The sequence below is a fragment of the Thalassotalea coralli genome, from assembly GCF_055786205.1.
In genome coordinates, this window is the sequence record NZ_JBVVBK010000001.1 from 245,840 (window position 1) to 259,150 (window position 13,311).

The following is a 13,311-nucleotide window of genomic DNA, read 5'->3' on the forward strand; positions in this document are numbered from 1 at the left end:
GTTATTACGCTATTTGTTATATTTTTTGTGCGTTAGAAACAAATGTTAATTAACATTTATTGGCGATTGATTTTTCTTCCTTTTTCACTAGGAAACGAACCCAAAAATTGTTCTATTTAGTGAAAATTTATAAATATTCATTTTTTTCTTATAAATGATTGAATATTGGTCAATTATCAGATAAGTTATTTTGCGCAGTAAACAAACAATTAAAAATCCTGCAAGGACAACAAGATGAATAAGTCGTCTTCTAAAGGGATAAAATTGACAACGGTTATTTTTGCAGTATTTATTTTAGCCTTGTCAGCGGTACTGAGTAATACCTCTATCGCAGACGACACGGAAGTAGCTAGTGCACAAGTAGAAGAATAAAGTGCAAATAGAATAAATAGTTAAAAACCTCGCTTATGCGAGGTTTTTTTTTGCCTGATATATTTAGAGTAGCTGGCGTCCCCACCAGGACTCGAACCTGGAGCAGCGGCTTAGGAGGCCGCAGTTTTATCCAGTTAAACTATAGGGACTTAAGGTTATTAAAAAAGGATTATCTCGACGAATCAAGTGGTAAACACACTTAATAACGAACAACCAAATCGTCTATTTGAATGCTATCTATTAATTGACCGTCTGAGCTTGATGCAAAAGCACTGTTGCCGGAAACGCGTGTCACGGTAACTTGGGTGTCACTCACATTGTATCCAGGGTAAAGGGTGCCTTGATCACTGGTAAAGTGGCTTTGATGAAGCAGTGAGAATTTGTCTCCTACTTTTACGCCGTGATTGCTGCCTAAGTTAAATAGCATAGAGTTGCCACTTACTTGTACGATGCGAGCGCGAGTTGGCTGGCACATCATGTAGTCGTCAATATCTGCCAGAATAATATCTAGCGTAGAATCTATAGACATCCCATACTCACTTTGCCAAAAGCTGGTTGAACGAACATCGACTTGTTGGCGCTTATCAAATGTCCAAGGCGCTAAAGATTGATAGCGTTTATGAAACATTTGTTCACCATCATTGCCGTTGTATAAGTAAACTGACACGGCGAAGTAGCGATCGAACTTATCAGCTTGCCAGATTTTCCAGCTGTTATTCGCTTCATTACTAAATGAGAGATCTTCTATTTCAGAAAAGAGAATGTATTGGCTATCTGTCATTTGACTAAGTGACATGGCGATATGTTTGATTTTTTCTGAATTAAGGCTTTGGTTATAACGTGAGAAAGCGGTGCTAGATTTGACCGATAATTTAGGAGACAAGTAAAGGCCGCTGTCTTTTATCTTTTTAGATAACTGTTTAACGAAGCTGTCGTCAAGCGCATAAATTCCACCAACATTGGCGTGCTCTCTTTCTTTTATATGGCTGCGAGCAAGTAACAGTGATTTTCGGTAATCTGCGGAAAAACATTGCCGCATTTTGCCAATGATATCGGCACGAATAGTTACCGTGATGATGTCATTGCTATGTATTTCGTCGATAATCTCAAAGGAGTTAACTGTTCCAGTAGCTCGGATATCTATCGCATCTTGGGTCAGTAGTCCATTGACAACCTGTTGAATACTTGAAACTGAAGCCCCTGCTACCAATAGTGCTTTTTTTAGTGCGTTTTCAGTGGCTTTAGCCTTTGCTGCAGAAGTGTTTCCTTGCATAACCACAGCCTTGCCCTTGGCTTGATACCACTGTGCTTCAGCGCTTATCCAAGTGAACAAACAACAAATTAAGAGTAGAAACCGCATAATGTACCCAATACTGGTTTAAAAATTGCCTAATACTTTTACTGCATAGTGCCGATAACAAACTATACCTGAGCAATGTAAATCAGTGTAAAAGCCGTGATTTATGTAACAGATTTAAATAATGCATTTTTTGTGCCTACAAACAATTGACATATTGTTGGCGTTAAAAGTTGGCGTAATTTATGCAGTAAATATTTCAAACTTCGATGTGATTTTGAGGACGACTCAATGAAAAAGTGGTTAACCTTGGCGGTGGCGTCTAGCGTTATGTCTTGCACAATGCACCCTGATGGTAGTGATTTTTATCGAGTCAGCCATCAAGATAAAGGGCCAATTGACGCCTATGAATTGCCGAAACATGCAATTAATGACGTAGTAAAAGGCTTAGCGTATCAGATGTTAGACAGCAGTTCTTTTGTGACACCTAAAACACCTGTCGCTGTTGCTTCATTTGTCAATTTAGAAGATCTCGAATCTACGAATTGGTTGGGTAATCAATTGTCTGAGAACTTCGTTCATGAATTGCAACGCCATGGTTTAATTGTGGTTGACTTTAAAACGACCGGTCATATTCGTGTTACTAAAGAAGGTGACTATGTGTTTAGCCGCGATTGGAAAGAGCTACCTGAACGACAAATTATTGACTACGTGGTTGCTGGGACTATGGTAAGGCAAGAAGGCGGTGTTATGGTTAATGCAAGAATGATAGGTATGCAATCTCGCGTTGTGGTCGCAACATCGCAGTCGTTTATCCCAAACTGGGTTCTTGGCGACGAACTAGCTAGACAAGAAAATGTTCGTATGAAAGACGGGATGATTTTACGAGAAGACAAAGAGTTAATGGAAGATGCTCGTGCCGTGGAAATTCAGCAGTAGAGGATATTAATATGCGCCGAATAAAACAAACCCTTCTTTTGTCGCTCGCATTAACTGTTACCGCTTGTAGTTCCGTTTATGATAAGCATGTTCAATGGCAAACGGTTGAGCCTGAGGCATTTCCAACATTAAAGGCGATAGGGCAAGCTCCTATCAGCAGTCAACGGGCAACAGATGATACGCAAAAAATGCTGATGGCAATAAAAGCGTCAAAGCTTGCGGCTTACGCTGAATTGGCGGAGCAGGTGTATGGGCAGCAAATTGGACAAGAAGTGACGATGCAAAATTTGATTATTAATAATCAGCAACTAACGGCTTCTGTTCATGGTGTTATTCGAGGTGCTAAAGTGGTTAAAAGTTACCCTGTTGGTGACACTTACACTACTGAGTTAAGCTTAGACTTTGCTGATGTTTGGCAGATTTACCAAACCAACATGAGAAAGCAAGAGATTAAAGACGTGAAATACTATTAGTGTTTGATTGTTTAATAAACGGCGAATGGACAGCGAAAACGACACATAAAAAAAAGTGGCTAAAAGCCACTTTTTTTTTATGTGTCGTTTATTAAGCAGGTTACTGATCTTATGCTTTGATTCCTAAGCTACTCAAGCCACCACTAGTTTTACCTTTAGCATCGTATGTCATGGAAGCTTTGTTGTGTTGTTGCAATAAGCCAGTTTTCATTCTTTCTACAGCTATCTGAGACTGTTGAATAATTTGACCATTGATCAAATTCTTATCTTTACAACGCAATAATGAGTTTTCAATAAGGTCGAGTTGTTCTTTAAAGTTACCCGCTGCTTTTTCTGTTTTAAAACTTGGGCTTTGAGCAAAAAGCTTGTCTTGTTCTTGTATGGCTATTAACAAAGCATTTTTTTGCTCAGATAAAGCGGCTAGCTTCTCTGGTTCATTTTGTACCAATACCTGTTTTTCATTATCAAGAACCTGCTCCAACTGCAATAATTGTTGCAACTGTTTTTCTAGCTCTGCTTTATGATCACGTACTTGGTTCAATATGAATCCTTAAAAGCTTAGTTTGCTCGAGTTAACTCAAACTCAAAGTTGGCAATACTTGCAGCTAATTTTTCTGGATTGATTTTATACTCACCAGAGCTGATAGCTTTCTTCAATTGCTCCACTTTCTTTTGGTTAACTACAGGCGCTTCTTCTGCTTTATTCTGCAATTTAGTTAACTGTTGTGCTTGCGGCGTTAATGACACTGAGTCTTTAGGCGCCATTTTCGCTTGGTCGGCAGCCGCATTTGTTTGATTTGCTTGCTGTTTGACCTGTGCTTGTTGATCAAGTTTTTGCTTAACTTGATTGGTATTTGACAAGTTGTTGATGTTAATAGCCATTTTTAAATCCTAGTATTAGATTTACTACTGTGCAAACAGGTTATCGGCCAAAATACTAACATCTTTAGTAAAAAATTTATAGTGCAATGACAACTTGGTTAACACCTTGAACTTGTGCTGATATTGTTCTGCCTGAACGTTTATTTTTAACTTTTATTTGCTGGCCAACGCTACCGTTAGACATAGCAACACCGTCGGTTTTAATCATAAAGTCAGCGCTTTTCGCTGATATAGTGACAGCGTCCCCTTTACATACCAAACAAAAAGACGATTTTGATAAAACTGTATTCGCATTTAGGCTGCGCTTTGCTTTTGCGCCAATTACCGAGTTAATTTCGGTAAAAGTTTGCCCTCTTGTTTTATGAATAGGAAGCCAGCTCAATGTAATATTGTCTGAGTCGAGCAAAGTACCCTTAGATATTTTTTGTGTTGTGGTTAAAACTTGAACATGTGTTTCTACTTTTACAGGCAAAAATATTTGCCATGGCATTGAACTAGCGCAAGAAATTTTAACATGGACGTTTCTACTCGCGCTTTTTTTAGGTATATTGGCAACCAAAGGTGAAGCGCAAGGTTTAAGTGGTATTCTCGGATCAATATTCGCCGGAGTTACCACATATTTCCCGTGGTTTAGTTTAGGTAAATCTTGTTCAACATAAGATTTTGCGAATTGTTTGAGTTGATCTCGAGTATAGGTCGTTTCTTCAGCCGACCATGCGGTTAAAGAGAAAAACAGACTTATTGCAATTAATATCTTTATATTACTCATATTTTTTGTAATCTATTACTAGGGAATTTCAAATACTCGTCTATCATTAGTTTATGAGTATTGGTTCGCATAGCGTCAAATTTTAGACAGTTAAACACATCACGTTATAGTACTATCAAGAATTGTGCCTGTTGGCCGTTATTAATGACAGGACATTCAAAATGAGGTTTTTATGGCAGGTATATTAGATTCAGTTAACCAACGAACGCAGTTGGTTGGTCAAAACCGACTGGAGCTTCTTTTATTTAAATTAGTGGGCCGACAGCGCTTTGGTATTAACGTATTTAAAGTGAGGGAGGTCATGCCATGTCCTGCACTTACGTCTTTGCCTAAACAAGATCAGTTTATTAAAGGTGTCGCCCATATTCGGGGACAAACAATTTCAGTGATCGACCTAAGTAAGGCAACAGGGGGCCCCGAAATACAACCAGATGAAAATGCTTTTGTCATAATTGCTGAATATAACCGCAGTGTTCAAGGTTTTTTAGTGGCTGGTGTAGAGCGTATTATCAACATTCGCTGGCAAGACATTATGCCTCCACCCGAAGGTGCGGGTAAATCAAGTTATCTAACGGCGGTTACTGAAATTGATCAAGAAATGGTCTCCATTTTAGATGTTGAAAAAATTCTTAATGAAATAAACCCTGTTTCAACTGATTTAAGTGAAGAAGTGGCCGATGATACTGTAGGTGAAAGTATTGGTGATCGCGTCATTATGATCGCTGATGACTCAACCGTAGCTCGTAACCAGGTAAAGCGTGCTTTAGAGCCGCTTGGTTTAAAAATGGTACTGGCAAAAAATGGCCAAGATGCATTAGATCAACTAACGGCATTGGCGGAAGGCGTAAATTCAATCGACGAGAAGGTTGCACTGCTTATTTCTGATATCGAAATGCCTGAAATGGATGGTTATACACTAACAGCTGAAATTAAAAGTACAGAGGTATTAAAAAGAATGCCTGTTATTTTACATACGTCCTTGAGCGGTGTTTTTAACAATGCCATGGTTGAGAAAGTCGGCGCTGAAGATTTTATTCCTAAATTTCACCCTGACGAATTAGCTATTGCTGTTAAAAAGTGGTTACGTGTTGATGAGTTGTCTGAATAATAAAAGCGGATTAAGCATGAAGGTAGGTAAAAACTAGTGTCAGCAAGACAACTTGACGATAAAAGCTATCACCAATTTAGAGAATTTTTAGAGCAACAATGCGGTATTGTCTTGGGAAATAACAAGCAGTACTTGGTTAAAAGCCGCCTAGCACCTTTGATGGCGAAGTTTGATGTTGCAACATTGGGTGATCTAGTCAGTCGTACGCTTAGTCCTATGGAGCGCCAATTGAGAGCGGCTGTTATTGATGCGATGACCACTAACGAAACTTTGTGGTTTCGAGATGAATACCCGTTCGAGCTTTTAAAGAAAAGGATCCTTCCTGAATTAAAGGGGCAACGTGGCCCTGTAAAAATTTGGTCGGCGGCAAGTTCTTCCGGTCAAGAGCCTTATTCCATTGCGATGACAGGATTAGAGTTTCAACAATCAAACCCGGGTAGTTTACCTAGTGGCGTTCAGATTGTTGGCACTGATATTTCTCATACAATGTTAGAACACTGTAAGTATGCTCACTATGATTCGTTGGCGCTTTCTAGAGGGTTATCACCTGAGCGAAAGCGTTTGTTTTTTGAAAATGGTGACAATGGCATGATGAAGGTAAAAGATCATGTCAAAAAATTGGTGTCTTTTCGTCATTTGAATTTATTAGGCAGTTATAGCTTGATGGGACGGTTTGATATCGTCTTTTGCCGTAACGTGTTAATTTATTTTTCTCCTGAAATAAAAACGCAAATATTGTCCCAAATTCATGGCGTACTAAATAAGGGCGGTTACTTATTTCTAGGGGCTTCAGAGTCTCTTTCTGGTCTATCTCAAGATTTTGAAATGGTGCGTTGTAATCCTGGCATCGTCTACCGAAAAAAATCTTAATTTATATTCTCATTAAACTAATGGCATAAAATTTGTATCACTATTTCCAGAGAATTGGAGGTAGTGATATGGCTATTAGTTTTGAAAAAGCATTTGGGATCCATCCCGAAAGTTTAAAAGTACGCGCCAAAAACGCGGAAGTAATTGCGGGCAACATTGCAAACGCAGACACTCCTGGCTACAAAGCTAAAGGAATGGACTTCAAAGCAGCCTTATCTCAAGCCCAAAGTCGCCAGCAATCAAGCATGGCGAAAACTCACGAAAAGCACTTTGATATTCGCAGTGAAATCAATAGTGGAACTGCCTATAGGATCCCAAATCAACCTGATACCGGTGACGGAAACACAGTTGATATGCAAATGGAACGAAACTTGTATCTAGAAAACTCAATGCACTATCAAGCGAGTATTCAGTTCATGAATTCCAAGATAAAAGGGATCAAAAAAGCGATTGGAGGTAAAGGGTAATGAGTTTATTTAACGTATTTGATGTATCTGCGACTGGCATGAGAGCTCAATCTGTTCGCTTAAATACTACGGCAAGTAATATTGCTAATGCAGATAGCGTAAGTAGCAGCATCGACCAAACTTACCGTGCAAGACATCCGGTCTTTGCCGCAGAGATGCAAAAAGCTGCCGCAGGGCAAGAAGAAGCGATAGGCGTACAAGTGATGGGCATTGTTGAAAGTGACAAGCCGTTAAATATTGAGTACTCACCTGGACACCCTATGGCAGATGCTGATGGCTACATTTATAAGCCGAATGTTAACGTCGTTGAGGAGATGACGAACATGATTTCTGCGTCTCGATCTTATCAAACGAACATCCAATTAGCAGAATCGGCAAAGAATATGCTTAATAAAACCTTAATGCTTGGTCAGCGCTAGTAAATAGGTAGGAAATATTATGGATTCAGTGACGGGCGGTAGCCCATTAGAAAACATGCGTTGGCAGCAAGAAGACTATAAAACAGAAGAGTCTAACAACAACGGCATGCTTACGCAGGAAGATTTTTTCGCCCTGTTAACAAAAGAATTATCTCATCAGGACCCAACTAAGCCTGTGGAGAATAACGAAATGATTTCGCAAATGACGGCGTTTTCGACAACTGATGGTGTTCAGCAGCTAAATAATAGCTTTACGGAGTTTGCCGCTTCTATGTCTTCAAGCCAAGCCTTGCAAGCATCTTCTTTAGTTGGACGAAGTGTTTTGGTTGACGACAATGTTTTTGGTATGGCTGAAGGAGAAGCTGTTAAGGGTAAATTAGTAACAGATTCGCCAGCCAATAACGTAAACATCTATGTAGAAAACACCGCCGGTGAAATTATTCAAACAGTTCCTGTAGGAAATGTGCAGGCAGGTGACTTTACCTTTACGTGGGACGGTCAAATGTCAAATGGAGATCCTGCACCTGAAGGCGCATATCGTTTTCGTATCGCTGGTTTAGTGGATGGCGAAGCAAGTGAATTACAAGCGATGACATATCGCAAAGTAGATAGCGTGACGCTAGCGGGAGCTGGCGGCAACATTGTTTTGAATTTAAATGGTGGCAGTTCGATGGCGTTACATGACGTTGTAGAAGTGTCTGAAAGCTAACCGAATTACGGAACTAGAGCCATTAAAAGTCGGCTCTGTTTATTTGTAGTTCTGTATGTAAAGAATGATTAATGAGGTGATTATATGTCATTTAATATTGCACTAAGTGGTTTGAATGCCGCACAAAAAGACTTAGATGTTACATCTAACAACATTGCAAACGTAAATACGGTTGGTTTTAAAGAATCTCGTGCTGAATTTGTTGATGTTTATGCTGCATCTTTACTATCTGCTGGTAAAACTAAGGTTGGTGATGGTGTGTTAACTGCTGATGTAGCTCAGCAATTTTCTCAAGGTAGTATTCAATTTACTAACAACTCGTTGGATTTAGCGATTACGGGCAACGGTTTTTTCGCTACAGTTCCTGAGCTCGGTAGTTTAGAAACGTCATATACACGTGCAGGTCAATTTAAGCTTAATGACGCTAACTTTGTTGTTAACTCAGCAGGTGAGCATTTGTTAGGCTTCCCAGTTAACGCTGATGGCTCTTCTGCTTCAGTGAGTTTAAGTACCGCAAGTCCTATTCTGATTCCTACTTCTTCAGGCGCACCAACGCAAACACGTGAAGTAGATGTTCGAATGAACTTACCAGCTGGTGATGCCATTATTACGGGTGCACCTGGTAACTTTGATCATACTGATCCATTAACCTATAACCACTCTACGTCTGTGACGGTTTTCGACTCATTAGGTGATAGTCATATCATGACGTATTACTTTGTAAAATCGGCAGCAAATACTTGGGATTTGTTTACTTCTGTTGATGGTACTTTAGTACCAATTGATGATTTTGGTGGTACCGGTGGTAACCCTGTAGGTGGTACAGCTTCAGGCCCATTAGCGCCAGGTGGTATTTCAGGTGCCCAACTTCAATTTGATACTTCAGGTGATTTTATTGGACAAGTTCCAACCCCAGCAGCAGGTGGTATTATTACTGAAGCATTAGGTAATGTTATTTTGGCTAACGGTGCAGATGATACACAAACTATTGCGATAGATTTTAACTTAGATACTGGTGGCCCTAACCCGAATGAGCCAACGCAATTTGCTTCTAACTTTGAAGTAACTGCACTAGAGCAAGATGGTTTAGCGGTTGGTCGTTTAACTGGTATCGATATTGATACTGACGGTTTGGTTCGTGCAACCTATTCAAATGGTACTTCTGAGCCTTTGGCAAGAATCGCCCTAGTTAACTTTGCTAATGAGCAAGGCCTAACGCAAATTGGTAATAGCTCGTGGAAAGAAAGTATTAGTTCAGGTGAAGCCTTAGCAGGTGAAGCAGGAACCGGTACCTTCGGTTCTATCAACTCGTCAGCACTAGAACAGTCGAATGTTAACTTGACGACAGAACTAATTGATTTGATTTCTGCTCAGCGTAACTTCCAAGCGAATTCCCGTTCACTAGAAGTTGATAATCAGTTAAACCAAACAATCTTACAGATTCGATAGTAAATTCAGTCTAATATTTATTCTTCTAAAAGCCCTTATTTATAAGGGCTTTTTTATTCCTCTCCCGTTAAAACGCTTAAATTAACTCTTTTCCTATATCCTCTTGGCACTCATATTGCATTTCTAATATCAGAAACTCTTAAAGAGGAATGATCATGGACAGAATGCTTTATATCGCCATGAGTGGCGCTAAACAAAATATGCATGCTTTATCTATAACAGCCAATAACTTAGCTAACGCTAAGACTACAGGCTTTAAGGCAGATTTAGCACAAGCACGCAGTATGCAAGCCTTTGGTGAAGGCTTGCCTACGCGAGTATTTGCCATGACTGAAAAAGCACGACAAAACTTTGACAGTGGTGCCTTAATCAATACGGCGAGAGATCTAGATATTGCTATCCAAGGGCAGGGCATGATCGCTGTTCAAGCGCCTGATGGCCAAGAAGCTTATACGCGTGACGGCCATTTAACCATTACAGAAGAAGGTAATTTACAAACACCAAATGGTGATTTAGTGCTTGGTGAAGCTGGGCCGGTATTTTTACCTTTACCGGTAAATAACATCAAAATTGCCAACGATGGAACCATTATGGTTCAGCCAGCAGGTGCCCCAGCTTCAGTTCAAGAGGAAGTAGGTCGTATTAAATTGGTTAATCCAGACACTCGCACGTTAGCTCGTGGTAATGACGGTTTATATCGAGGTCCGGTTAATAACCCTGAGTTTGCCGACGTTCAAGTGACCGTTCAAAGCGGCATGCTTGAGTCAAGTAACGTTAACCCTGTTGGTGAAATGACAGAAATGATCGCATTGCAACGTCAGTTTGAAATGCAATTAAAACTAATGAAAACCGCTGAAGAAATCGATTCAGCAAGTGCATCGCTATTGCGTGCCTTCTAACTAATTATTGAGGTGATATATGAACCCAGCATTGTGGATTAGTAAAACAGGATTGGACGCGCAAACCAAAGAAATTGCCGTAATTTCGAATAACTTGGCAAATGCGAGTACTGTTGGTTTTAAGAAAAGTAGGGCGGTTTTTGAAGACTTACTTTATCAAACAGTGAATCAGCCAGGTGGTCGTTCAACACAAGACACTGAAATGCCTTCTGGTCTTATGTTAGGTGCCGGTACAAAAGTAGTCGCGACGCAAAAAATTCATACCCAAGGTGACATGATAACTACAGATAATGCCCTTGATTTAATGATCCAAGGTGAAGGCTTTTTCCAAGTACAAATGCCAGATGGTAGCTTGTCTTACACACGAAACGGTCAATTTACCATGGATGAAGAAGGTAACATGGTAACGCCGGGCGCTGGTTATTTAGTGCAGCCGCAGGTGACTATTCCTCAAGACGCATTAAGTATCATTGTTTCGCAAGATGGTGAGGTGTCAGTGACCTTACAAGGCCAGGCAGAACCAGCAGTAGTTGGTCAGTTAAATACCGTTAACTTTGTTAACCCTACCGGTTTAGAGCCGATTGGCCAAAACCTATTTGTAGAAACTGCCGTTAGTGGTGCGCCACAAGAAGGTGTTCCTGGTTTAGAAGGCTTCGGTATGATTATTCAAGGCTCTTTGGAAACGTCGAATGTAAATACCACGGAAGAGTTGGTTAATCTAATTGAAAGTCAGCGAGTCTACGAAATGAACTCGAAAGTGATTTCAGCTGTAGACCAAATGCTGAGCTACATTAACCAGCAAATTTAGGGGGTAGCATGAAAAAAGTCATTTTGTTAGCGAGCCTTTTAGTACTAGCTTCTGGTTGTACAACGATAGAGCAAGCGAAAGTTTTACCAAATGATCCAGACTTTGCGCCTATTCTACCTGAAATGGAAGAAGAGCCTGTTGTTCCTACTGGCTCATTGTTTAAGACTAACTACGTCAATAATATTTATTCTGACTCAAAAGCTCACCGTGTTGGCGATATTATTTCTGTTATTTTAAGCGAAAGTACGCAAGCAGTTAAAAACGCTAAAACTGAGCTTAAGAAAGAAAACAGTGCGACATTAGACCCTATTGTTGGCTTAGGTGGCAACCCAGTTACCTATAAAGGTGACTCAGTACAATTTGGTTTGAATCAAGATTCAGACTTCAAAGGCGATTCTAAGTCGAACCAAAGCAATAGTTTATCTGGCAATATTTCTGTGCATGTTTTACGTGTTTTACCCAACGGCAACTTAATGATCCGTGGTGAAAAGTGGTTAACGTTAAACAAAGGCGATGAATATATTCGTTTAACCGGCATTATTCGTCCTCAAGATATTACTTCAAGCAATACTATTACTTCTCACAAAGTCGCAAATGCTCGAATCCAATATTCAGGCACTGGTACATTTGCTGAAGTCAATGAACAAGGGTTTTTAAGTAAATTCTTTAATAGCAGCTGGTGGCCGCTTTAATAGCCACCTCACGTACGGAGTAGTTGAAGATGAAAACACTGAGCAAGCTATTAATTTTACTTTTATTGAGTACATCTTTCGCGCACGCTAAAACACAGCGAGTAAAAGATTTAACAGATGTGGCGGGTGTTCGTAGTAACCAATTAGTGGGATACGGTTTGGTTGTAGGTTTACCGGGAACGGGTGAGCAAAGTCCATTTACCGAGCAAAGTTTTAAAACGATGCTGAGTAATTTTGGCATAACCATGCCGGCTAACCTAAAACCGAAAATTAAAAATGTCGCGGCAGTTGCCGTTCACGCAGAGCTACCGGCATTTGCAAAACCTGGCCAAACTATCGATATCACCGTATCTTCAATGGGGAGTTCGCAAAGTTTACGTGGCGGAACCTTATTGCAAACCATTTTGATGGGGATAGATGGCAATGCGTATGCTGTTGCCCAAGGTAGCTTAGTGGTTAGTGGTCTAGGCGCAGAAGGGTTAGATGGCTCAAAGGTCGTTGTAAATACTCCGACTGTTGGCCGTATCGCTAACGGCGCTATTGTTGAGCGAGAGGTAAAGTCTCCATTTATGATGGGCGACTACATTACCTTTAACTTGCGAAACTCGGACTTTACCACGGCAAAAAATTTGGAAAAAGCGATTAACAGCGAATTTGCCAATCCAGATGACCCGTCTACTTACATTGCGCATGCGTTGGATGCTACATCAGTTCAGGTATCGGCGCCACGTAATGCGAGTCAACGAGTGACTTTTCTTTCCATGCTAGAAAATTTAGAGTTTGAACCAGACTCGCCTTCAGCAAGAGTGATTGTGAACTCTCGAACAGGCACGATAGTCATTGGATCAGATGTAAGATTACTGCCGGCTGCTGTTACTCATGGTGGCATTACAGTAACGATTAATGAAAACGCGGAAGTCACACAGCCTGATGCATTCGCCGAAGGAGAGACTGCGATTACTAACCAGTCAATTATTGATGTAAACCAGAGTGATAACCGTATGTTTGTGTTTGATCCTGGCATTACTTTGGACACGCTAGTGAGAGCAATTAACAATGTTGGCGCTGGCCCTGGCGATGTGATGGCGATATTGGAAGCGTTAAAGCAAGCTGGTGCATTAAGAGGGGAGTTAGTCATTATTTAATGACTAGATAAAC

At 40.4% G+C, this 13,311-nt stretch carries 17 protein-coding genes and 1 tRNA gene; 13 read left to right on the top strand and 5 right to left on the bottom strand.

Annotated elements, in window-relative coordinates; translation table 11 throughout:
- The first annotated feature begins 234 nt into the window (after positions 1-234).
- Positions 235-372 carry a hypothetical protein gene (locus tag ACOB80_RS00995; protein ID WP_473163930.1) on the top strand — a complete coding sequence of 46 codons (138 nt, stop codon included), beginning with the start codon at positions 235-237 and terminating at the stop codon, positions 370-372.
- A gap of 73 nt (positions 373-445) precedes the next feature.
- On the opposite strand, the gene ACOB80_RS01000 is transcribed toward ACOB80_RS00995, so the two are convergent.
- Positions 446-521: transfer RNA gene (locus tag ACOB80_RS01000), tRNA-Arg, on the bottom strand.
- A gap of 50 nt (positions 522-571) precedes the next feature.
- Positions 572-1,732, bottom strand: coding sequence for a flagella assembly protein FlgT (locus ACOB80_RS01005; RefSeq protein WP_473163931.1), 1,161 nt, complete (start codon positions 1,730-1,732; stop codon positions 572-574).
- A gap of 228 nt (positions 1,733-1,960) precedes the next feature.
- Between ACOB80_RS01005 and ACOB80_RS01010 the strand changes: the two genes are divergently transcribed.
- Together ACOB80_RS01010 and ACOB80_RS01015 are read left to right on the top strand one after the other, a co-directional pair.
- Positions 1,961-2,608, top strand: a complete 648-nt coding sequence (locus tag ACOB80_RS01010; RefSeq protein ID WP_473163932.1) for a FlgO family outer membrane protein — start codon at positions 1,961-1,963, stop codon at positions 2,606-2,608.
- A gap of 11 nt (positions 2,609-2,619) precedes the next feature.
- Positions 2,620-3,081, top strand: coding sequence for an LPP20 family lipoprotein (locus tag ACOB80_RS01015; RefSeq protein WP_473163933.1), 462 nt, complete (start codon positions 2,620-2,622; stop codon positions 3,079-3,081).
- A gap of 109 nt (positions 3,082-3,190) precedes the next feature.
- On the opposite strand, the gene flgN is transcribed toward ACOB80_RS01015, so the two are convergent.
- From flgN to flgA, 3 genes are all read right to left on the bottom strand, one after another.
- Entirely contained in the window at positions 3,191-3,622 is a 432-nt protein-coding gene (gene flgN, locus ACOB80_RS01020; protein WP_473163934.1) for a flagellar export chaperone FlgN, read from the bottom strand.
- 17 nt (positions 3,623-3,639) lie between these two features.
- Positions 3,640-3,963, bottom strand: a complete 324-nt coding sequence (gene flgM, locus ACOB80_RS01025) for a flagellar biosynthesis anti-sigma factor FlgM (RefSeq protein ID WP_473163935.1) — start codon at positions 3,961-3,963, stop codon at positions 3,640-3,642.
- Between the two features lie 76 nt (positions 3,964-4,039).
- The gene (gene flgA / locus ACOB80_RS01030; RefSeq protein ID WP_473163936.1) at positions 4,040-4,732 is read right to left on the bottom strand and encodes a flagellar basal body P-ring formation chaperone FlgA; all 693 of its coding nucleotides are present in this window, start codon (positions 4,730-4,732) and stop codon (positions 4,040-4,042) included.
- A gap of 172 nt (positions 4,733-4,904) precedes the next feature.
- Between flgA and ACOB80_RS01035 the strand changes: the two genes are divergently transcribed.
- The 10 genes from ACOB80_RS01035 (at position 4,905) to ACOB80_RS01080 (ending at position 13,298) form a co-directional block, all read left to right on the top strand.
- The gene (locus tag ACOB80_RS01035) at positions 4,905-5,840 is read left to right on the top strand and encodes a chemotaxis protein (protein ID WP_473163937.1); all 936 of its coding nucleotides are present in this window, start codon (positions 4,905-4,907) and stop codon (positions 5,838-5,840) included.
- 36 nt (positions 5,841-5,876) lie between these two features.
- Positions 5,877-6,710 (top strand): CheR family methyltransferase, encoded by an 834-nt coding sequence (locus ACOB80_RS01040; RefSeq protein WP_473163938.1) that lies wholly within the window; start codon positions 5,877-5,879, stop codon positions 6,708-6,710.
- A gap of 68 nt (positions 6,711-6,778) precedes the next feature.
- Entirely contained in the window at positions 6,779-7,177 is a 399-nt protein-coding gene (gene flgB / locus ACOB80_RS01045; protein ID WP_473163939.1) for a flagellar basal body rod protein FlgB, read from the top strand.
- Positions 7,177-7,596: a flagellar basal body rod protein FlgC gene (flgC, locus tag ACOB80_RS01050; protein ID WP_473163940.1), complete on the top strand. Its 420-nt coding sequence runs from the start codon at positions 7,177-7,179 to the stop codon at positions 7,594-7,596. Before flgB ends, flgC begins: the two co-directional genes overlap by 1 nt.
- A gap of 19 nt (positions 7,597-7,615) precedes the next feature.
- On the top strand, positions 7,616-8,305 hold the full coding sequence (locus ACOB80_RS01055; protein WP_473163941.1) for a flagellar hook assembly protein FlgD: 690 nt from the start codon (positions 7,616-7,618) through the stop codon (positions 8,303-8,305).
- Positions 8,306-8,389: 84 nt separating this feature from the next.
- The gene (flgE, locus tag ACOB80_RS01060) at positions 8,390-9,754 is read left to right on the top strand and encodes a flagellar hook protein FlgE (RefSeq protein ID WP_473163942.1); all 1,365 of its coding nucleotides are present in this window, start codon (positions 8,390-8,392) and stop codon (positions 9,752-9,754) included.
- A 155-nt stretch (positions 9,755-9,909) separates the two neighbouring features.
- The gene (flgF, locus tag ACOB80_RS01065; protein WP_473163943.1) at positions 9,910-10,653 is read left to right on the top strand and encodes a flagellar basal-body rod protein FlgF; all 744 of its coding nucleotides are present in this window, start codon (positions 9,910-9,912) and stop codon (positions 10,651-10,653) included.
- 19 nt (positions 10,654-10,672) lie between these two features.
- Positions 10,673-11,461, top strand: coding sequence for a flagellar basal-body rod protein FlgG (gene flgG / locus ACOB80_RS01070; RefSeq protein ID WP_473163944.1), 789 nt, complete (start codon positions 10,673-10,675; stop codon positions 11,459-11,461).
- Between the two features lie 8 nt (positions 11,462-11,469).
- Complete coding sequence (flgH, locus tag ACOB80_RS01075) at positions 11,470-12,153, top strand: flagellar basal body L-ring protein FlgH (protein ID WP_473163945.1); 684 nt, start codon at positions 11,470-11,472, stop codon at positions 12,151-12,153.
- Positions 12,154-12,182: 29 nt separating this feature from the next.
- Entirely contained in the window at positions 12,183-13,298 is a 1,116-nt protein-coding gene (locus ACOB80_RS01080) for a flagellar basal body P-ring protein FlgI (RefSeq protein ID WP_473163946.1), read from the top strand.
- The last annotated feature ends 13 nt before the right edge of the window (positions 13,299-13,311 follow it).